General features: G+C 35.0%; 17 protein-coding genes. 11 read left to right on the top strand and 6 right to left on the bottom strand.

The features are described 5' to 3' along the window. Positions 1-36 precede the first annotated feature (36 nt). The 5 genes from tig (at position 37) to MV589_RS07030 (ending at position 5,115) form a co-directional block, all read left to right on the top strand. Positions 37-1,335 carry a trigger factor gene (gene tig, locus MV589_RS07050; protein WP_297433354.1) on the top strand — a complete coding sequence of 433 codons (1,299 nt, stop codon included), beginning with the start codon at positions 37-39 and terminating at the stop codon, positions 1,333-1,335. A 3-nt stretch (positions 1,336-1,338) separates the two neighbouring features. Next, a complete protein-coding gene (gene clpP / locus MV589_RS07045; protein ID WP_297433352.1) occupies positions 1,339-1,929 on the top strand; it encodes an ATP-dependent Clp endopeptidase proteolytic subunit ClpP in 591 nt (196 codons plus the stop codon). 9 nt (positions 1,930-1,938) lie between these two features. Further along, positions 1,939-2,997, top strand: coding sequence for a GGDEF domain-containing protein (locus tag MV589_RS07040; RefSeq protein WP_297433350.1), 1,059 nt, complete (start codon positions 1,939-1,941; stop codon positions 2,995-2,997). Between the two features lie 15 nt (positions 2,998-3,012). Then, entirely contained in the window at positions 3,013-3,537 is a 525-nt protein-coding gene (gene def, locus MV589_RS07035) for a peptide deformylase (RefSeq protein ID WP_297433348.1), read from the top strand. 69 nt (positions 3,538-3,606) lie between these two features. Next, the gene (locus MV589_RS07030) at positions 3,607-5,115 is read left to right on the top strand and encodes a YifB family Mg chelatase-like AAA ATPase (protein WP_297433346.1); all 1,509 of its coding nucleotides are present in this window, start codon (positions 3,607-3,609) and stop codon (positions 5,113-5,115) included. Positions 5,116-5,118: 3 nt separating this feature from the next. Here the strand turns inward: MV589_RS07030 and MV589_RS07025 are convergent, their stop codons facing one another. Genes MV589_RS07025 through MV589_RS07010 form a run of 4 tightly spaced genes read right to left on the bottom strand, consistent with a single transcriptional unit; the run spans position 5,119 to position 10,708 of the window. Beyond that, positions 5,119-8,160 (bottom strand): efflux RND transporter permease subunit, encoded by a 3,042-nt coding sequence (locus MV589_RS07025; protein ID WP_297433344.1) that lies wholly within the window; start codon positions 8,158-8,160, stop codon positions 5,119-5,121. Between the two features lie 6 nt (positions 8,161-8,166). Next, the gene (locus MV589_RS07020; RefSeq protein WP_297433342.1) at positions 8,167-8,877 is read right to left on the bottom strand and encodes an efflux RND transporter periplasmic adaptor subunit; all 711 of its coding nucleotides are present in this window, start codon (positions 8,875-8,877) and stop codon (positions 8,167-8,169) included. Beyond that, positions 8,877-10,115: a TolC family protein gene (locus tag MV589_RS07015; RefSeq protein WP_297433340.1), complete on the bottom strand. Its 1,239-nt coding sequence runs from the start codon at positions 10,113-10,115 to the stop codon at positions 8,877-8,879. Before MV589_RS07015 ends, MV589_RS07020 begins: the two co-directional genes overlap by 1 nt. Beyond that, positions 10,112-10,708 (bottom strand): TetR/AcrR family transcriptional regulator, encoded by a 597-nt coding sequence (locus tag MV589_RS07010; protein ID WP_297433339.1) that lies wholly within the window; start codon positions 10,706-10,708, stop codon positions 10,112-10,114. The genes MV589_RS07015 and MV589_RS07010 overlap by 4 nt, the downstream gene beginning before the upstream one ends. 97 nt (positions 10,709-10,805) lie before the next feature. Here MV589_RS07010 and MV589_RS07005 point away from each other — a divergent pair, with 97 nt between their 5' ends. Further along, a complete protein-coding gene (locus tag MV589_RS07005; RefSeq protein WP_297433337.1) occupies positions 10,806-11,486 on the top strand; it encodes a glucosaminidase domain-containing protein in 681 nt (226 codons plus the stop codon). A gap of 9 nt (positions 11,487-11,495) precedes the next feature. Further along, complete coding sequence (locus MV589_RS07000) at positions 11,496-12,248, top strand: DUF3108 domain-containing protein (RefSeq protein WP_297433335.1); 753 nt, start codon at positions 11,496-11,498, stop codon at positions 12,246-12,248. On the opposite strand, the gene MV589_RS06995 is transcribed toward MV589_RS07000, so the two are convergent. Together MV589_RS06995 and metH are read right to left on the bottom strand one after the other, a co-directional pair. Further along, positions 12,237-13,199, bottom strand: coding sequence for a hypothetical protein (locus MV589_RS06995; protein WP_297433333.1), 963 nt, complete (start codon positions 13,197-13,199; stop codon positions 12,237-12,239). The two genes, MV589_RS07000 and MV589_RS06995, sit on opposite strands and share 12 nt — an antisense overlap. Positions 13,200-13,410: 211 nt before the next feature. Next, entirely contained in the window at positions 13,411-16,899 is a 3,489-nt protein-coding gene (metH, locus tag MV589_RS06990) for a methionine synthase (protein ID WP_297433331.1), read from the bottom strand. A gap of 129 nt (positions 16,900-17,028) precedes the next feature. On the opposite strand from metH, the gene MV589_RS06985 reads away from it, so the two are divergent. The 4 genes from MV589_RS06985 to ccoG all read left to right on the top strand — a co-directional run bounded on the left by MV589_RS06985 (position 17,029) and on the right by ccoG (position 21,537). After that, positions 17,029-18,111 (top strand): hypothetical protein, encoded by a 1,083-nt coding sequence (locus MV589_RS06985; protein ID WP_297433329.1) that lies wholly within the window; start codon positions 17,029-17,031, stop codon positions 18,109-18,111. A gap of 16 nt (positions 18,112-18,127) precedes the next feature. Continuing rightward, positions 18,128-19,327, top strand: coding sequence for a conjugal transfer protein TraF (gene traF / locus MV589_RS06980; RefSeq protein ID WP_297433327.1), 1,200 nt, complete (start codon positions 18,128-18,130; stop codon positions 19,325-19,327). 104 nt (positions 19,328-19,431) lie between these two features. Next, the gene (locus MV589_RS06975; RefSeq protein ID WP_297433325.1) at positions 19,432-20,067 is read left to right on the top strand and encodes a recombinase family protein; all 636 of its coding nucleotides are present in this window, start codon (positions 19,432-19,434) and stop codon (positions 20,065-20,067) included. A gap of 15 nt (positions 20,068-20,082) precedes the next feature. Continuing rightward, positions 20,083-21,537, top strand: coding sequence for a cytochrome c oxidase accessory protein CcoG (ccoG, locus tag MV589_RS06970; RefSeq protein ID WP_297433323.1), 1,455 nt, complete (start codon positions 20,083-20,085; stop codon positions 21,535-21,537). Positions 21,538-21,555 lie beyond the last annotated feature (18 nt).

The raw sequence follows: 21,555 nt of genomic DNA, 5'->3' as shown, positions 1-21,555 counted from the left end.
GTGCTAATACTATACAATAAAATATAAAGGAAATTGATGGAAATCAAATCAAATAAAATTAATGGTGCGAATGCTGAGATAGAAGCTACAATCTTAAGAGATGAAGTAGATGCCAACATTGAAAAAATTGCTAAAGAGTTGTCTAAAACTGCAAATGTTCAGGGTTTTCGTAAAGGTAAAGTTCCGGTTGCTGTAGTGAAAAAGCAATATGGTGAAAAACTTGTTGAAGATGCTGAAGCTGAAGCACTTCGCGAGGTACTTTCTAAAGGTCTTGATGAACTTGGAATTAGCAATGATTCTTTAATTGGAGAGCCTACTATTTCTAAATTTGATAAAAGTGATGATAAAATTGAAGTAGCTGTAAAAGTTGCAATGCGTCCCCAAATTGACCTTGGCGATGTAAAATCTTTAGTACCAGATTTTACAAAACCAGAAGTTACAGATGAAGAGGTTGATGCAAGAATTAAAGAAATTGCAGAGGGGCAAGCTCCTTTAGTTGATATTAAACGCAACCGTAAAATGAAAGAGGGTGATGTAGCTGTTATTGATTTTGAAGGTTTTATTGATGGTGAAGCTTTTGAGGGTGGAAAAGGTGAAAACTTTGAGCTTACTCTTGGTTCAGGGCAATTTATTCCTGGATTTGAAGAACAACTTATTGGTGTAAAGCGTGATGAAGAAGTTACACTTCCTGTCTCTTTCCCTGAAAACTATGGTGCTGAAGCATTAGCTGGTAAAGCTGCAGAGTTTAAAGTAAAAGTAAATCAAATTAAAGTAAAAGATGAGGTTGTTGTTGATGATGAGTTAGCAAAAAAACTTTTACAAGGTGATGAAGAAGCAAGTCTAGAAAAATTACAAGCTGAAGTAAAAAAAGCGATAGAACAAGAAAAACTTGCAAAACTTTATAATGAAGAGTTAAAACCAAAACTTTTAGAGACATTAGTAGAAAAAATCAACTTTGATCTTCCAGAATTTGTTGTTGAACAAGAGATTGATATGGCTCTAAACAAAAAAGCATCCCAGATGAGTGAAGATGAGATAAAAGAGCTTCGTGAGAATGCAGACAAACTTAGTGAGCTTCGTGAAACTTTCCGTGATGATGCTATTCAAAGTGTAAAAGCAACTTTTATTATTGACGCATTAGCACAAGATATGGGTATTAAAGTTGAAGAGCAAGAAGTGATGCAAACAATTTACTATGAAGCTATGCAAATGGGACAAGATCCACAAAAAGCGTATGAACAATATAAAGATGCTGGTTATCTTCCTGCAATCCAAATGTCAATGGTAGAAGATAGAGTTTTATCAACTCTTTTAAATGAAAAAATAGAAGCATAAAGTATGAGTTACATTCCTTATGTAGTAGAAAAAAGTGGACGTGGTGAGCGTTCATACGATATTTTTTCACGTCTTTTAAAAGATAGAATCGTTATGCTTAGCGGCGAGGTGAATGATGCTGTTGCTTCTACAATAGTGGCGCAGTTCTTATTTCTTGAAGCAGAAGACCCTGAAAAAGACATCTATTTCTACATTAACTCTCCAGGTGGAGTTGTAACTGCTGGGATGGCAATATTTGATACTATGAATTATATCCGTCCACATGTAGCAACTATTTGTATAGGTCAGGCTGCTTCAATGGGCTCATTTCTATTAAGTTCTGGTGAAAAAGGTAAGCGTTATGCATTGCCTCATGCTCGTATTATGATTCATCAACCACTTGGTGGGGCACAAGGACAAGCTACAGATATAGCTATTCAAGCAGAAGAAATTTTACGTATGAAAAAAGAGCTTAACGCTATTTTGGCTAAAAATACAGGTCAAACTACTAAAACTATTGAAAAAGATACAGATCGTGATAACTTTATGAGTGCTGCAGAGGCAAAGGATTACGGAATGATTGATGAAGTTTTAATTAAAAACGACAAAGAGTAAGGGGTTAATATGGCAGGTTCACTAAAGCGAAGAAGTCGAAGAAATATTGATAATATTGCTGATGATACACAAAAAGTACCTGTCATAAAAACTCTTAATGACACAAATGTCTCTAGTGATATTGAAATCTACGCAAAAGAGGTCTTAAATGCCCTTATAGCAGATAGCCTTCCTCCTACCCCAAATAATTTTTCTCTCTATTTTGATAGACTTTTAGAAGATAAAAGTGAAAATGTTCGCAAGCAAATTCATGATATGTTAGAGCTTGAAGAGAGTAATGATACAGAGACAACCATAGAACTAGAAAAGAGTCTTAAACAGGGCTTTTCTTCAATTAAAAATATTTTAAATACTACTGCAAATCTTTATAAAAATATGTCTTTAATGACAAAGATTCTTGAAAAAAGAAAAGAGGAGCTTGCAAAAGATCCTGAAATTAGTGAAGCTATTGGTATTGTGAGTATTTTAGAGGGTGATGTTTCAAAACTCAACTCAATTTTAAAGACACAAAGTGTTCAAATGAAAAACTCTTATGATGCAACTGCAAAAATTGTGAAAAGTGTTGAAAATGAGACTATCTTTGACAATAAATTCGGGGTTTATAATAAACGTTATTTACTAACAAAAATTGAGCAGGAGATAGAGCTTATATCTAAGTTTAATCACCCTAGTTCACTTATTATGATAGAGCTTTCTAAAACGCTTAAACAAAATATTACTAATGAAAAAGCTCTTACCTTAATGACACGAACAATAGCAAGACTACTTCTTAAAACCTCAAGACGAAGTGATATTGTGGCACATTATGGAAATGGAGTTTTTGCAATGTTGTTAAAACATACGGATATTCCAAGTGCAAAGAAAGCGAGTGAAAGATTATGTGATTTAGTTTCTAACTCCAACTTTTTTCTAGCTGATCGTGAGATACAGTTACGAATTTCTATAGGAATAACAGATATAGACACAAGACATTCTGTCGAAGAGATAGTAGTAAGTGCTATGAATGCTGTTGAAAAAGCATACGAGAGTAAAAAATTAGATTATGCCGTATCATTACGAGCAAAATAAGAGAGTGAAAAAAATATGCAATTAACAATTGTTGAGTATCCAGATAAGCGTCTAAAAGATAAATCTAAAGAGATTAAAACTTTTGATGCGAAACTACATAAACTTTTAGATGCAATGCATCCATTTATGATTGAAACAAATGGAATTGGTCTTGCTGCTATTCAGGTGAATTATCCTATTCGAGCCTTAATTCTAAATATTCCAAATGAAGATGGTGAGCAACCTCCTGAAAATCTTTTAGAGATAATTAATCCTGTGATTACGGCTAAGTCTGGAGAGACAAGCTATCAAGAGGGTTGTTTAAGTGTTCCAAAATTTTATGAAGATGTCACACGCTATGAAAAGATAACGCTACATTATCAGGATAGACATGGAAATACCAAAATTTTAGAAGCAGATGATTTGCTTGCTATTGCTATTCAGCATGAAATAGACCATCTTGAAGGGATTTTATTTATAGATCATCTTTCCTATTCACGACGTAAAAAGTTTGAAAAAGAGTACAAAAAAATGCTTAAAGAGAGAAAACAGAAAAAATAATATGGCAAAATGTCATATTGTTGCATATTTTTTGAGAATTAGTGTACTATTTTTTTAAAGGAAAATAGTATGAAAACAGTCCGTTGTGCAACATATGAGGGTATCGCTGCAAAAGTTGTTGATGTAGAATCAACACTCACAAAAGGTTTACCCTCTTTCTCTATTGTCGGTATGGCATCAACCGCTATTACTGAGTCAAAAGAACGTGTCAAATCTGCACTTTTAAGTAATGATTTTACTTTTCCTCCCAAACGTATCACCTTTTTACTTGCCCCATCAGAACTTGCAAAATCTGGTTCACAATTTGATTTAAGTATGGCGTTACTTATTTTACTAAACGCAGTCGATACAGATTTAGGTGAGTGGTTCGTTTTTGGTGAATTAGGGCTTGATGGCAGCGTAAAAGAGAATATTCAGCTCTATCCTCTCATTCTCTCTCTTGCAAATCAGGGACTTATTTCTAAAGCACTTGTTCCTTATGAATCTTTGGAAAAATTATCAAAAATTCCAAATGTTGCTTTTTATGGAGTAAAAAATCTTAATGAAGCTGTAGAAATTTTAAAAAATCAAGAAAACTTTGAGCCAAGTATTCAAAAGTCAGAGATTGATTACCCTAGCTATGAGATTGCTAATGAGCGGTACTATTATATGAAAGAGTATGATGAAGATTTTATAGATGTTCGTGGTCAGGAAGTGGCAAAAAGAGCAGCTCTTATTGCAGCGGCTGGTTTTCATAATATTATTTTTGAAGGTAGCCCTGGGTGTGGTAAAAGTATGATAGCAAGTAGATTGCGTTATATTTTACCGCCTATGAGTGCAAGTGAAATTTTAGACAGTGCCAAGTTAGAAGTTTTGCAAGGCGATGAACCCTCTTTTAGCCCTAGAAGAGCCATAAAAAATCCTCATCATACTTCTACTATGGCGAGCATATTTGGTGGTGGTTCACATAAGGCAAAAATAGGAGAAGTTGGACTTGCTAATAATGGTATTTTATTTTTCGATGAGTTACCGCATTTTTCTAAAAATGTTTTAGAGTCTTTAAGAGAGCCTATGCAGGATGGAAAAATTAGAATTTCTCGTGTAAACTCAAAGGTAGAGTATCCTGCAAAGTTTTTATTTATAGGTGCTATGAACCCTTGCCCTTGTGGAAATTTACTTGATGCACATAGAGAGTGTCGATGTAGTGATTTAGAGATACAAAGGTATAAAAATCGTCTCTCTGATCCTTTTTTAGACAGAATAGATTTAAGTGTAGTGATGCAAAATGTAAATGTTGATGATAAAGCAAGTTACTCCTCAAAAGAGATGCACAAGATGGTTGTCGAAGCTCATATTTTTGCAAAAAGGCGAGGGCAGATAAGTCTAAACGCAGCTATGAGCGATAAAGAGATAGAGCAGTATTGCACCTTAGATGCTGAGGCACAAAGTGTTCTAGCGATGGCAGTTGATAGGTTTAAACTCTCATTTAGAAGTATTAAAAAAGTACAAAAGGTAGCTAGAACAATTGCAGATTTGGAGAAATCACAACTTATAAAGAAAAAGCATATCTTAGAAGCGATTTCATATAGAAGAAGGTAAAAGTCATGAGACTTTTCCAACTTCATAAAATTTTCTTAGCCATGTATCTATTGGGTTGATAAGTTTGTAGATTGCAGGGACTACGAAAAGTGTCAGTATCATAGAACTTAAAAGTCCTCCAATGATTGAGATTGCCATTGGTGCTTTTGTTTCACTTCCTATTCCATCGCCTAGTGCAAGTGGTAGCATTGCAAAGATCATAGCAAATGTAGTCATAAGAATTGGACGAAGTCTCTTCTCTCCAGCTTCGAGCAGTGCTTCATCAGCACTCTTTCCTTTTGCTCTTGCGCCATTGGCAAAATCAACAAGTAAGACGGCATTTTTACCAACCATACCCATCAGGAGCATAAATCCAATCATAACAAAGAGAGAAAAGTGTAAGTGGCTCATATAGAGTGCCAGCATAACCCCGATGATACTTAGTGGCAGTGCAAACATAATGATAATTGGCTGTATAAGTGATTCATACAAAATTGCTAAAATAATGAACATAAGAATGACGGAGAGTCCTAGCGCAACACCAAATGCTTTGGCCGTTTTCCCCATCTCTTCAGCAAAACCAGTAAATCTATATGTAACACCTTTTGGGAGTAGTTTGTTTATTTTCGCTTGAGTGTATTTCAGAGCACCACCAAGATCGAGTCCAAATAGGTCTGAGTAAACTGTTACCTGTCTTTGTCTGTCATAGTGATATATTGTAGCCTGTGCAGATGCTTTTGTGATGTTTATAAGTCCACTTAAAAATACTAAATCTCCATTTTTTGCACGGAGTTGTATCTTTTTAAGATCTGATATACTTTTTCTATTGGCATCATTAAAGCGCAGAGTAATATCATACTGTTTGCCTTTCTCTTCAAAGTGTGAAATTGCAATATCACTTGAAAATGCCGTGGCAATAGCAGAGGCTATTTGTGTAGCACTAATGCCAAGCAGGCTGGCATTTTCTCTAAGAATAGTGATGTTGTACTCTGGTTTTGGTCTTTCAAGATTTGTATCAATATCCACAAAACCTTTTTTTGCTTTTAGTGCGGCTACAAGATTCTCTTTTGCCTTTTCTAAAGAGGCAAAGGAGTCTGATTTGAGTACAATTTGATAAGGAACACTTACCCCTGCACCTTTAATATCTGGAATAGCAGCAGCCGTTATAAAAAGATTTTTAGAGAAAGGTTTGAGCACATCTCTAGTGTTTTGTATGATTTGCTCCTGTTTTATTGCTCTTTTCATTTTTGGTATAAGTTTGACATAAATAAGTGCTTTGTTCTTCTCTTTAGCTGCATCATAAGCGATACTTAGTGTTGTAAACGCAACATATTTGTTCTCTCTTATTTTATCTTCTACAGCTTTTGATTTTTGTATCATCTCTTGGAGTGATATACCTGGTTGGGCTTTTATTTTTACAGCAAATTCTGCTTTATCCTCTTTTGGAATGAAGTCCATACCAATTTTAGGAAAGAGGGAGAGCGAAGCTATAAAAAGGGCAATCACAAGAAGGATTGAAGAGATTCTAAAACGCAGTACAAGCTTTAGAATAGATGCATAAATATTTTCTAACCATACAAAAAATGGTTCTGTAAAGTTGTAAAAACGGCTCTCTCCCTTATGCAGTACTCTTGCACTTAGGCTTGGAATAAAACTGAGTGCGATTGTGTAGGAGATAATGATGGCAAAGCCAACTGTCATAGCAAAACTCTCAAAGAACTTTCCAACAATTCCGCTCATATTGGAAACAGGTAAAAATACAGAAAGAAGCATTGCTGAAATCGCTAAAATAGCAAATGCCATCTCTTTTGTACCCTCATAAGCTGCTTCAAATTTTCCCATACCAGCTTCCATCTTTTTGTAAATATTTTCAATTACAACAATAGCATCATCAATGATAATCCCGATGGCAAGTGTAAGCCCAATAAGTGTCATTTTATTCAAATCATATCCCATAGCATTCATAAGAGCAAAAGTACCAAAGATTGATGCTGGAATAGAGAGTGCAGATATAAAAGTAATGCGTATATTTCGTAAAAATATAAAGATAATAATTGCTGCAAGAATAGCACCATAAATAAGATCAAATTTTACATCATTAAGTGAATTTATGATGAATGGCGTAGTATCTTGTAGTAAATCTATGCCAAATCTTCCATCGCTAAGTTTGTTTAACGCTGGAATGGTGGCCTTTACTCTCTTTACAACATCAAGGGTATTTGTTCCAGAAATTTTTTGTACCTCAAGCATTACACCCTGAACTCCATTATAAGAGGAGTAACTTTGTGCATCACTCAGTGTATCGACAACAGTTGCCACATCTTTTAGTCGTATGCCATCTTTGATTTTTATATTTTGTAAATCTTTGACATTCATAGCATCAGCATGGACTTTTAAAATAAAATTATGCTCTTTTGTGATGATTTTACCACCACCTATTTTCACATTTTCATTCTCTACATCTCTGTTGAGTTCTAAAACAGTAATACCATATTTATTGAGTGCATCGATATTTGGAAAGATTTTTATCTCTCTATCTCTATAACCGATGATATTGACACCACCTACGCCAATAATCTTTTGAAGTGCTGGTTTTACTTTCTCATCAGCAAAGAGCATAAGATTTTTTTGACTATCTTTTTTTGCTGTTAAAAAAACATTAATGACAGGCGCACTACCGATGTCAAGTTTGCTTACAAGTGGAGTCCTTGCCTCTCTTGGAAGTGTAACCGCAGAGACTTTATCTCTAACATCATTTGTTGCCTCATCAATATTTCGTTGTAAAAAGAATTTGACAATAACAACACTAACACCATCTGAACTTGTTGAAGTGATGCTATCAACCCCACCAATTTGAGAGATGGCTTCTTCTATTTTATCTGTTACTTCTGACTCTATCGTACTTGGTTCAGCTCCAGGGTAGATGGTTTTTATGGTAACTATGGGAAAGTCAATGTTTGGAAAGAGGGCAGAGGGCATACTCTTAAAACTCAAGTATCCAAAAACGACCAATGTCATAACATACATGAGTGTTGTTATAGGTCTGTTTATTGCTATTTTATACATAAAAGACTACTTTTTTGCATTTGAGATGATGTAACCATCTCCAAAAAGACCAGGAAGAAAATCTTTTGTAATTACTTCAGCACTTATTTTTCTATCGTTAAAATTTGCTCTAGGATAAATCTTTGATATTGTGCCAAAATACTCTTTGCCATCGCCATCAAGTTGATACTTGAACTTTTCTCCTACATGTACAATATTTCTATTTTTTTGATCAAAGCTAAGCAGAAGTTTTCTTTTTGAAATACTTTGTATTTTAAACGCAGTACGAAGCATCATACCACTAACAGCATCCCCTTTTTCAATCTCTTTTGCATATATAACGCCATCAAAAGGAGCTTTTAGAAATGTTTTGTTATAGAGTGCCTGTTGATAGGCAAGTTGATTTTTTGCACTCTCGTATCTATTTGCAACTGCATCAAATTTTGCTTCATCAATGAGATTTTTAATCTTTAACTGTCTCTCATAATTTTTTTTAGCATATTTAAAAGTAGTCTTGGCAACAGCTAACATTGCTTTTATATCGTTGTTTTGTAACTGTGCGAGAACTTCTCCCTTTTTGACATGGCTACCAACGCTTACATCTACTTTATCAACGATTCCACTTGCAATAAATGCAAGGTTTGCATCTCTCATTGGATGGACTATAAATGTAGCATAAATCTCTGCTGCGTTTACAAGGCTCACAAACATGAATAGTGTTATGACTATTTTTTTCATTACTGTAACTCCCCTAATATATTTTTGCCACTGTAATAGTAGTAAATCGCATAAGCGACTTCCAAGTCATTTAAACTACTCTCATAGAGTGCTTTTGTGCTTGTTTTTTTTGTAAGTGCATCAAGATAGACGATGTAATCAACAATACCAGCATTATATTTTTTCTCTATTGTCTTAAAAGCACTTGTTGCTGCGTTTAGCGCACTTTTTGAACTTGTGATTTTGAGTTTTGCTGTTTGGATTCTTGCAAGGGCAAGATTGTATTGCATCTTTTGCTCTTTTGTTTGGTACTCTATTTGCGATGCAAGTGCTGCTGCGTTTAGCTTCAGTGCCTCTTTTGTTTTTGCAAGGCTGCCAAAGTCAAAAAGACGGATATTTGCGCTTATGAGTAAGACATTTTGTTTATCAAGTGGTGTTGCTATTTTTTCTGCTAAAGGATCTAGTCTGTCATAAGAGTAGAGAGAGTATTTATCTTCAAGACGGATATTTGGATAGTAGTAACTCTCTACTGCGTTTGCATTATACTCTATGGCATTTTTCTGTGCGCTTACTGCCTTAATAGTTTCAAGTAGAGCATAATCTCCCTCAAGTTGCTTTTTAAAGCTGGAGTTTTGTAAAGTCCCTATTTTTTTACCGACTTTTAACTCTAGTTGGGATTTAAGAGAAAGAATTTGAAAACGAATAGTCTGCATATTGTAAAGATTTGTATCAAAATCTGACTGCACACGCTCTACATCATCTAAAGTTGCCATTTTTACATCGTAAAACTGTTTTATGCGTTCGAGTTGGGCTTTAAGTGCTTTTTGTGCCTCTTCTCTTGCGTTTAATGAAGCCTGAAGACTCTTAATGGCAAAGAAATTTTTAGTAATATTGAGTGCAAGAGACTTTCTAAACGCAGCCGTATCAAAACTAGAAGCATTTAGAGATGCCTTTTTCGCATCAACTTGTGAAGCTCGTCTGCCTCCATCATAGATGTCAACGGCTACTTTTGCGTATGCGCTGTAGACATCACCCGCTTGAAAAGGAGAGACTGCATCATCGCGTTTATAAAATCCTCCTAAATCAACAGTAGGAAAATAGTTACTTTTTTGTGCAGCGACACTTTTTGCTTTTGCATCTTGAGTATATTTTTTTGCTAAGACTATATCATTTTTCTCTTGTGCGAGTTTAATAAGCTCATGAAGATTTTCGGCACACAGAAGTGCTGGCAGAAGAAGTAGTAGTAGTTTTGTTTTCATTTTTTCACCTCTATTAGAGAAAATATTGTCTCTATGTTTTGATTGAGCTCTTTTTGTAAATCGTCTATTGTATTTGTAATGCTACTTGAAATAAACATCCCCTCACCAAGCGCAAAGAGCCCTTTTGCTATATCTATAGATTTTGGAATAATCTCTTGATTATCTATTCCATCTTGAATGATGTTGCACATCCAGTTAAAGTATCTATTTACACACTCTGTTTGAAAGCTTGTTATATGCTCATTTGGTGCTGTAAGATTTATGGATATAAAGTCTTTATAGATTTCTCTTAGCTCTTTTGTTTCATCGCTGTAGAAAAACTCAGCAAATATTTTGACTCTCTCTTTTGCAGTAGTGACACTTTTAAGTTTACGCTCTTTTGCTTCATCATGCTCAAGCATCATATGACGGAGCAGTTCAAAAACTATCTCTTCTTTGTTTTGAAAGTAGTCATAAATGCTCCCCTTGCTAATACCTGCGTTTGCAGCAATCTTTGCAATGGTTAAATCTTTAAGAGAGTTATTTACAAACAGATCTTTACAAGCAAGTGCAATATCTTTTTTCTTTTGGACTTTATCTACTATGATTGCCATGAAACCTCCATTTATGACCGACTGTTGGTCATTTATAAAATTCTACATTAATTAAGCTTTATAAGATATAATTTTTTTAAATTATTTTGGGGTTTGTATGGATTATTTATTGGCATTACTATTGGCATTTCAAGATGAGGTCTCTCAAACGCAGCTTCTTAAACCAAAGTATTTAGCACATGTAGTTCCCAAAGATATGTCGATTCAAACGAAAAAAAAGCGCTTTTTATATCTTGTAGTTCCTCCTACACAAAATGTTCATAAAAAATTGATGCAGCGCTATAAAAGAGTGGCACAAGATATAAAAAACGCTCGTATTACCGAGGAGATAGCATCTCTAAAAAAAGAGTATGGTGCTACTAGTGATGAAGATTTATTGGCTCGTTTAAAGCCTCATCCTATAAGTATTACTCTTGCGCAAGCTGCCATGGAGAGCTCGTGGGCAACATCTCGTTTTTTTAATGAAGCAAATAATATATTTGGGATGTGGAGTACAGATCCAAAACAAGAGCGTATAGCAGCAGGGCAACAAAGAGAGGGCAATGTTACTATTTGGCTGAGAAAATTTGATACGATTGATGACTCTATAAAAGCCTATTATGACTTAATATCTAAGGCTAAAGCCTATGCTAAACTCCGTAAGCTGCGTTTAGAGACAAATGACCCGTTCATAATTACGCAAGGACTTGATAAATACTCAGAGATAGGGCAGGCGTACATTGATGAGATAAACAGTGTAATTCGTCATAATAATTTTACGAAGTATGATAAAGAGTAAATAATAGACATGAAAAGTATTTATTTATTATTTATCTCTTTAAGTTTATCGGCATCAACTTTGCATATGGAATATATTGGTGAACTTTCTATTTTTGGAAAAGTTGCTGAAGCTTCTATTGTCTATAGTAATGATGGAAAAAAGTATCACATTAGAGTTGTTGGTCATGGAACAGGCATAGTCGGTTATTTAACACAACATAAAAAATACATTTATCAGAGTATTGGTGTAGTTAAAAAAAATCAACTACTTCCCCTAAAATATATTGCACAAGAAACTGCCCAAGATTATAATAAAACAAAAGTGTATACATTTGATTATGATCATAACAAAACTATTGTTACTAAATATAAAGAAGAAAAGAGGGAAGAGCCAATCTATAATGTTTTTTCTTCTGCAAGAAAGACTAGAAGTAAGTTCATTAATGAAAAATCTACAAAGATATTAGATAAAGTATATGATAATGATATGGTAAGTGTTCTTTTTAATAAAAAAAATAATTTACTAAATATGAAGATTGGTGAATCAAAATTGCTTCAGGCTACTGGCAGTAAAGATACCCAAGAGGGTATAATAGTACACTTAGTCAGTATAATTGATGGAAAGTATAAATATAGTGTAATTCTTAAAAAAGATTATTTAAAAGGTGGCTCGGCAAAAGTAACTTTTGTTTTAGACAGTAATAATATTTTGTATGATGCAAAAGTAGATGGAATACTTTTTTTTGGTAACGCTACAGTCCAAAGGGAGCTACTTTTTTAAATGTCCAAAATAAAATTCGAGATAAAAATTTAATTCATAATTCGCTTGATAATTATGCTCCTTGTTGAAGTTGACACTCGGTGTGATTCCATAATAAAACCATTTTCGTAAAGCTGTTTTACGAAAACTTAGAGCCGTTGTGTAGTTAGTGATACCTCTATATTTTTTTGTTTTATACTTGTATTGGGTATTTCCAGAAAAGAGTTGGGATAAGTTTAAAGCAGCCGTCTTATTTAAAACCCAATAGTGTTGCAGTACAAGACTATAATCCATACCTGAGGTTTTTTCTTGAGTTGCACGCAATAGACTTATCCTAAAGAGTCTAGAATCAGATAAGTGCTTGTCAAAATATATATCTGTCTCCTCTTCAAACAAGTTTTTAAGTGAGTATTTGAACTCTTGAGCCGATAAAATATTCCACGAGTAGAGATCTTTTTCTATTGAATATCTTGCAATAGTAAATATATTGAGCCCATTTATACCAAGAGCATATCGTGGTTGTATTTTATGAAAAATAGGAGCAAAATAGTTTACTCCTATTTCTGTTCCAGCTTGTTTGTTAAATTGGTTAGTTATAGGATTGTTAGTGACATCTTTTTTTAAGCCATTTATAAAAAGGTTGTATTTTTTGGTACTTTTACTTAATGGAATTCGTGCATTTACTCCTATGTTGAAGCTATTGGTCTCTTTAGCATTGAAAGTTGAATTTAGTTTTACAGAGACATAAGTTTCATCTGTCTCATCAGTAAATTTTTTAGTACGAAAAAAATTATCTATAGATGTTTGTTTAGGAACTGTTTTTTTAACTATAGGTATTGTTGTGTTAGTATCTGGATTTTTAAGCATATTATAAATTGAGTCATCAATATAGGTTGAAGAGTCAACCACTTGGTCTGAAATTAGATTATATGCCTTATCTATATAGCATTCTCCATTAGTATCGTTAGCCATAAGAGCTATATTAAGGATTAACAGTAGTAAAATATGACTATAATTAAACAACATAGTATATTTTAAGATATAAATTCTTTGGATGTACTTGAGAACTCTTGTAGACACGAATCCCATTTGAGAGCATGTGCATTATAACCTGGAGAGTATACGCTACATTTATGTGAACAGATTCCTGTTCTCATGTGCGTATAAAATTAAGTTTTTCTTTTTACACATTATAGTAAGTAGCATCAGGATGATAGACTACAAGTGCTGAGGTTGACTGCTCTGGGTGAATTTGGAATGTTTCACTAAGTTCAATACCAAACTCTTCTGGTTTTAAAAGATTAAAGAGTGGACGGTTTAACTCTAAATCTGGACAAGCTGCATAGCCAAAAGAGTAGCGGCTTCCTTGGTATCGGTTCATTCGCACGTCTGCCAAGGTATTTCCCTCATCTTTTGCGATGCCTAGGTCGAGTCGTATTTGCTTGTGGGCAATCTCTGCCAATGCTTCTGCAAGCTCTACACCAAGACCGTGGAACTGGTAGTATTCAGTATAATTTCCAGCTTCATAAATTTCTCTCTCAGCTTCACTCAGTTTTTCTCCCGCACTTACACAAGTAAGAGCAATGACATCATGGCGATCAGCGTGAAAGAAGTCACTGAGTGCGCGATGTGGTTTCTTACGCTGTCTTGGAAAATTAAAAATCTCTTCCGCACGTCCTATGACCTGATCAAGTGGTTCACGATTTACATCTTCATCATTGAACCACCCTTCACTCTCATCAAAAATAAGCAGGGAGGTGTTATCACTACGACATGGCCAGTAACCATACAAGATGGTAGGCTCAAAGAGTTTCTCATCTATAAAGCGTTTTTTGAGTTTTTCATATGCTGGCCATACAACTTCATCAAGTTGTTTTTGGTATGCCTCTTTGCCCATTCCTTTAGAAGAGTAACCCCAGCGAGATTTGAAAAGGAGTTTGTGGTTTATCCACTCAAATGCCATCTCTACCTGTTGTGAAGTGAGTTTTATTTGGCGTCTTCCCCAAAATGGTGGTGTAGGTACAGGTACATCACGAGAAGGCATTTTTATCTCTTCAAATGGAGGGATGATATACTCTTTTTCCTCTTTTCTCTCTACTTCTGGAGCATCTGGATGGAGGTTTGTATCCATATTTCCAGCCTCTATTCGGCTCATAGCAGTTACCCCATCAAAGGCATCTTTACAGTAAAATATAGGACCATCATAAGCAGGACGGCAAAAGTCATCAATAAATGAGCGAGTAAGAGCAGCACCACCTAAAAGCATAGGTATTTTTATCCCTTTTTCTTGTAATGTTTTGAGATTTTCAAGCATAACTTGTGTAGATTTTACAAGAAGTCCACTAAATCCAAGTGCTGTTGCGTTTGAGCTTTCAAGTGCCTCTAAGAAACTATCTAGTTCTACTTTAATGCCAAGATTAATAACTTTAAAACCATTGTTTGAGAGAATAATATCTACAAGGTTTTTTCCAACATCATGAACATCACCCTTTACTGTTCCAAGAATAAGTGTTGTATCTACTGCTTTTTCGACTTTTGGAAGGTAAGGGTTAAGATGATCTACTGTTTTTTTCATCGTCTCTGCCGATTGGAGTACAAAGGGGAGTTGCATCTGCCCTGAACCAAAGAGCTCACCGACAACTTTCATAGCATCGATGAGAATTTCATTGACAATAATTTCAGGTTTTATTCTGTGACGTGCCTCTTCTACAAGAGGAATCATTCTATCTTTATCTCCATCCATTAGGAGTTTAGCAATTTTTTCTTCATCACTCATAGCAAGGTATTCTTCATCGACAGCATCGTTATCGACTGCCTCTTTTTTGCTAAAATGGTCTATAAATGTGAAAAGGGCTTCTCCATTTGGTTTACGGTTGAAGATGAGGTCATCACATATCTCTTGTTCCTCTTTTGGAATTTTATTCAGAGGAATAATGTGTTTTACATTAATGATGACTGAGGTAAGTCCCGCTTGGACACAGTGGTGTAAAAACATAGAGTTAAGATATGGTCTTGCATCTTTGTCAAGTCCAAATGAGATGTTTGAGAGACCAAGTGTTGCACCAACTTCTGGATGTTTTTGACGAAGTTGTCTAATGGCTTCAATGGTGTTTATACCCGCTTCCCAATACTCCTCATCTCCACTTCCAAGTGTAAAGGTAAGCACATCAAAGACTAAATCTTCTTTTTTAATGCCGTGGCGATTTGTTGCAAGGTCTATGATTCTATCGGCAACTGCAAGTTTATTCTCCACTGTTTTTGCCATTCCAATCTCATCAATGGTTAGACAGACAAGTGAAGCACCAAATTTTTTCGCTAAAGAACAAACAGCATCAAACTTACCTTCTCCGTCTTCAAGGTTTACAGAGTTTAAAATAGGCTTACCACCTATATGCTTAAGTGCCGTCTCAAGCCCTGTTGTTTGTGTTGAATCTGGCATAAGTGGAATGGCAATTTTTTGTGCATAGAGTGCCATAACTGCGTTCATATCTTTTGTTTCATCTCGCCCTGCAAAGCCAACATTGACATCAAGTACATGCGCACCTGCACGCACTTGTTGTTGTGCAACCGAGAGTGTACCTTCATAATCTTCTGCTAAAAGGAGTTCACGAAAGGCTTTTGAACCTGTTGCGTTTGAGCGCTCGCCCATAAGTAGTGGAGCTGGTTTTTGCATTAGCTCTACGGTGTTAAAGAGTGAAGCGATGGAAGTTGGATGCGAACCTGTTGGTACTTTTGGTGTGATGGACGTGACTGCGTTTACAAGTGCGCGGATATGCTGAGGAGTAGTCCCACAACAGCCACCTAAAAAGCTTACTCCGTCATATTCAAGAAATTTCTTTTGTTGCTCTACAAACTCATCTGGTCCCATAGGGTAATAGGTATATCCACCACGGTTTTGAGGAAGTCCTGCGTTTGCATGAACACTTATGGGTTTATGCCACACTTCGCTTAGTGTTTTTACGTGTTTGCGTACTTGTTCCGGTCCTGTTCCACAGTTAAAACCGAGACTTAAAATATCAAAAGGCTCCATAATCGTTGCAATAGTTTGTGCATCTGTTCCAATAAGCATTGTTCCACTAAGTTCAATGGTTACTGAGACCATGATGGGAATATTGGTGCTTCTTTGTTTATTCGCCTCTTGGATTGCGTGAAGTGCTGCTTTTATCTGTAATGGGTCTTGAGCTGTTTCTATAAGAAAAATATCTGCCCCACCATCAATAAGTGCTAAACAAAATTCAGTGTAACCCTCATACATCTCATCGTAAGCAATATGCCCTAAAGATGGAAGTTTTGTTCCTGGTCCAATAGAGCCTAAACAAAAACGAGGATGCTCTGGAGTTGAGAATTTTTCACACTGCTTTTTGACTAACTCTGCACCTGCACGAGTGAGTTCATAAGCACGCTCTTTTATGCCGTAATCCTCTAAAACCCAAGCGAATGACCCAAAAGTATTGGTCGTGATGAGGTCTGCACCAGCTGTAAGATAGGCATGAAATATATCGTTCATAATCTCTGGAGCAGTTACATTAAGAAGCTCATTACACCCCTCATTCCCTTGCCAAGCCTCTTTGGGAATCTGATCATCGCGTTGTTGGAGTTGTGTACCCATAGCCCCGTCTATAATAAGTGGACGTTTTTTGATGGTTTCTAAAATGTACTGTTTTGTTGTCATGTGTCAAATCTTTTATAGAAAATAGTTATTGCTATTTTATCTTATAAGAACATAAATATGGCTTTGTCTGTTTTATTAGAATTAAAAAATTATTTGATATAATACTCATATTAAAAAAAGGGAAAAATTATGTATAAAAAAATTCTTTCAGCATCATTGGTGGCGGTTGCCGTGATGTTCTCTGGTTGTGGAAATGACAATACAACTTGTAGAATAGATATACAAAAAGCTATTGATGAGGGCAGATATGACAGTGCTATTTCTGATTTGCAGGGAAAATGTGCTACAGCATATACACAAAGTGATTTAGATATGAACCTTGCTGCTGCATACATGGGAAAATCAGGCTATAGTGTGAGTGATATTGCTGATATGCTTATTAATTCTGCAGATAATAGAGATGCATTTACCTCTTTCTTAACAAGTGTTGAAGCAAAAAAGAGAGGGAACTCTCTGCCTCTTTTATCTAAGGCTAATGGCTACTTTTTAAATGCAATACAAGCTGGTGGTAATGCCTCAGCTATTAAGTTGTGTTCTATGGCAAATCTTGATGCAAAAGATGACTCGAGATTAACAAATGCATGCCTTTATATAGGTTTTAATGAGACTATTAAAGCTGCAAATACAATTACTTACTTGACGGGAAATGTAGATACGCTTGTTAATTCTATAGATTCTAAATCAGGTGATACTCCTGATGATATGCGTGCGAGTTTAGAGGCGTTGGTATGGGCAACAACATCAGGCTACAGTGATAGTAATATAACCGCAACCGATATAAATATTAGTGGCAATCCATTTACCGCTTTAAATATTACTTATAATGAAAATGGAGCTACTAAAGTTTTTTATAGATTGGCAAAAAATTCACAACAAGATGCAAACAATACAACAATAATTACAGATGGATATTGTGATGAAAATGGTAGTAAAACAGCTTGTACAGATATAGAAAACTCAGACGGTTCCATTAATATGAGTGATTCTGCGGCAGCTAATTGCTATGCCTGTCCTGTTTTAATAGATAAAAACACTACTATGGGAATTGCCCAACTACTTGTAGATACTATAAATAATGGTGCTGATACTATTAGTGCCGTTGCTGGCAATGATGACGTTGCTAGTAGTATTGCAGATTTTAAAGAAGAAATAACAAATAGTCGTGATGGCAATGTTACAATTCAAAATATTATAGATTATTTACAAAAATAGGCAGGGAATAGAGAATATGAAAAAAATATTACCATTATCACTTATTGCACTTAGTAGTCTGCTCTATGCAGATATGTCAACACAAGAGTTTTTATATAAAGATCCACGTATTATGAGTATGGGGGGAGCAAATACTGCAATTGGCGGTTACTCCTCATCTATCTTTAGCAATCCTGCTGGAATCATAAAAATTAAAAAGAGTCATGGTATTGAAGCGGAGATACTTGGACTGAGTGTTTCTGGATCTAAAGATATTAAAAATTTTACAGATGATTTGAATAATGCAGATACGACTGATGAGATACTTGCTGTGACGAACAAGTATTCAGGAGAAGCATTTAATGTTAATGTATCTAACTACACGTCGTTCTCTTTTCACGCTCAGAATGATATAGCCTACTCTTTTGGTATTTTAGCAGCTTCTGATGTAAACTTTATTCCTCATAATAATGGAGGAGCAAATGGAATACTAGAGACACATAGTAGACTTTATGGAGGGCTATTCTTAGCAAGTGCAAAGAAATACAATGGAATAAATAGCGATTTTTTAGGAGGAACACTCAATGGCGCTGTGACAATAGGTGTAACTGTAAAATATATAAAACAAAAATCATATGAAGCTGGTTTAGATACTGGAGAGGTGACGCAGCATAAAGATGATATTGTACAATATTTGCAAGATACATACGAAGTGGATAACTCTGGTTTTGGAGTCGATGTTGGTGCATTGTATGAATTTTCAAATAAAACATGGAACCCAGCTCTTGGTTTAAGTGTGATGAATATAGGAAATATGACCTTTGATGCCTATGGTTCACAACCTCTTAGTGTAAATATTGGAGCTTCAATTTCTCCTGAAATCTCTTGGTCAAACTCTTTAAAATTTGATGTTGATTATGTAGATATATTTAATTCGCAACAGGCACGGGTCCGTAATTATAATCCATATAGATCTCAAGATCAGTATGACAATGCCGATATCGGCTATGATGTAATGAATCATCTTCGTGCAGGTGCCAGTTTAGGACTGCTTGACAACTCATGGTTTATGGCAACACTAAACGCAGGACTTTATAAGGGTGCATATACAGCAGGATTTGATATGCAATTAGCCATTTTAAAACTCCAATTTGCAACATATCAAGAGCAACTCGGCTCTGAGTTGGGACAGCTTGAAGATAGAAGGTATGTAGTAGGTTTAGGCATAGGTTGGTAACAATTCCTAATCTATGACGAATTAAAGCTTAGATTAATTGACTTTATTCGTCATAAGTCGCTATAATGACGATGAAATTTAAGAAATAGAGAGGTTTTGTCGCCATGGTTATAGCATATATCCGCCCAGATAAAAACTTTCTTGCTGCACATGAACAATTACAGCATGTGGATTCTTACGCAATTGCAAATGGTCTTACTATTGATGAAGAGTTTTTAGACCATACATCACAAAATAAACGCTTAGATGAGAGACGGGATGTGACAGAGTATTTTCAATCACATTCTAAAGTAACACTTTTGGTTTATGATGTATGGGTTTTGAGCACCAATATGGAAGATTTGGTACAGATGGCAAGCTGTTTACTAAAAAATGAATATAAAGTCCATTTTATAAAACATTCTGTTATTATGTCCCAACAAAGTAGTGCGATGTTGATACTCGGCTTGATGGATCAACTACGTCAAAAGCTGCAAGAGAATGCTAAGCGTGTAATTGGTCGTCCAAAAGGAAGTAAGTCAAGTTCTAAATTTGATGTATACATTAGTGAATTGCTTGCTTATATAAGAGAAGGAAAAAGCGTTAGTGAAATGGCTCGCCTTTTAGATGTAAGTAGAAGTTCACTTAAAGACTACATCGAATCTCGTGAGCTAAAGCAGGTTGCTTCTGGTTCACTAGTACCAGAAAACAGAGATAATGCGGAAGAGAAAGTCATAAGTACTATTGTCTGCCCACAATAAAAAGAGGAGAAAAAAATGAGTAAAGACAAGAAAGGAATGGAGATTCCTAAACCTTGGAGAATTAAGCGTTATTATGCATACGCTATAGCAACAGCAGTTGCTCTTATATTACCGTGGATACATATTAATGGACATCAGTTTTTTTTATTGAGTTTTGATAAAATGAAGCTTGATCTTGCTTTTGTTGAGTTTGATATGCAACAGCTTTATCTTATGCCATTTTTACTGATGTTAATGTTTATTACCATCTTTGGTATGACAGTTATGGGTGGTCGTGTATTTTGTGGATGGGTTTGCCCTCAGACAACTTTTCGTGTAATTTATCGTGATTTGATTGAAACAAAATTATTACATTTGCGCAAACGTATTGGAAATAAACAAAAAGATCCTGATATGTCTCTTACTGAAAATAAGGTAAAAAAAGCTATTGCCATTCTTTTATGGACTGCTCTAGCACTTTTAGCTGGTGCTGACTTTATGTGGTATTTTATTCCACCAGAGACATTTTTTCAATATCTGCAACACCCTGCTGAACATGGTACTATGCTTGGTTTTGTTTTAGGTATTGCTGCATTTTTGGTTTATGACATTATTATTTTAAAAGAAAACTTTTGTATTTACGTCTGTCCTTATTCTCGTGTTCAGTCTGTTTTATATGATGAACATACAGTTATGGCACTTTATGATGAGCATAGAGGTGGTAAAATTTATGAAGATGATCATGGTGTACATAAAAAACTCGTTACAAAACAAAAAGATTTGCAGGCGATGGATCCTAGTGCAGAGTGTACAACATGTGAAAAATGTGTAACAGTTTGTCCTACACACATTGATATTCGTCAAGGGTTACAGCTTGAGTGTATTAACTGTCTTGAGTGTGTGGATGCTTGTACGACAGTAATGGGAAAACTTGGTAAGCCATCTCTTGTTACATGGTCAAGCGATTATGAGATTGTAGAGAGAAAAGGTAAAACTAAATATTTCCGTCCTAAAATTTTAGGCTACATGGGTATTTTAGTAATCTTAATGGTTGCATTAGCGTATATGAGTTCAACAAAAGAGCATATGCTTTTAAATATCAATAAGGGAACTAGACTTTATGACCTAAAATCTATGCCTAATCATAAATTTAAAGTTGAAAATTCATATATTTTCTTATTGCAAAATACTGAGGAAAAACCAATGAAATTTTATTTTTCGGTTGAAGTGCCAAAAAATATTCATGGTACTATTAAGATTATGAAACCTTCAGAACCTTTTAGAGTTGTTCCAAGTGTTAAGAAGAAAAAAATTGTAACACTTGTAACAAGTGATGTGCTTGTTGATAATAAAAGAAAAGATACTCTAATCCCTATTAAAATTCATGCGTATGCATTGGATAAAAATGGAAAACCTGATAAAATAATCTCTATTTATAGAGAAACAACTTTTGCATTTCCAAAAGAAGATATCTTAAACAAAGCGAGATAACTCTTTTTTAACAATTTA

The sequence above is a fragment of the Sulfurimonas sp. genome (genome assembly GCF_026991475.1).
Taxonomy (GTDB): Bacteria; Campylobacterota; Campylobacteria; order Campylobacterales; family Sulfurimonadaceae; genus Sulfurimonas.
The sequence above is the reverse complement of the archived record's forward strand: the minus strand, read 5'-3'. Positions and strand labels throughout refer to the sequence as shown.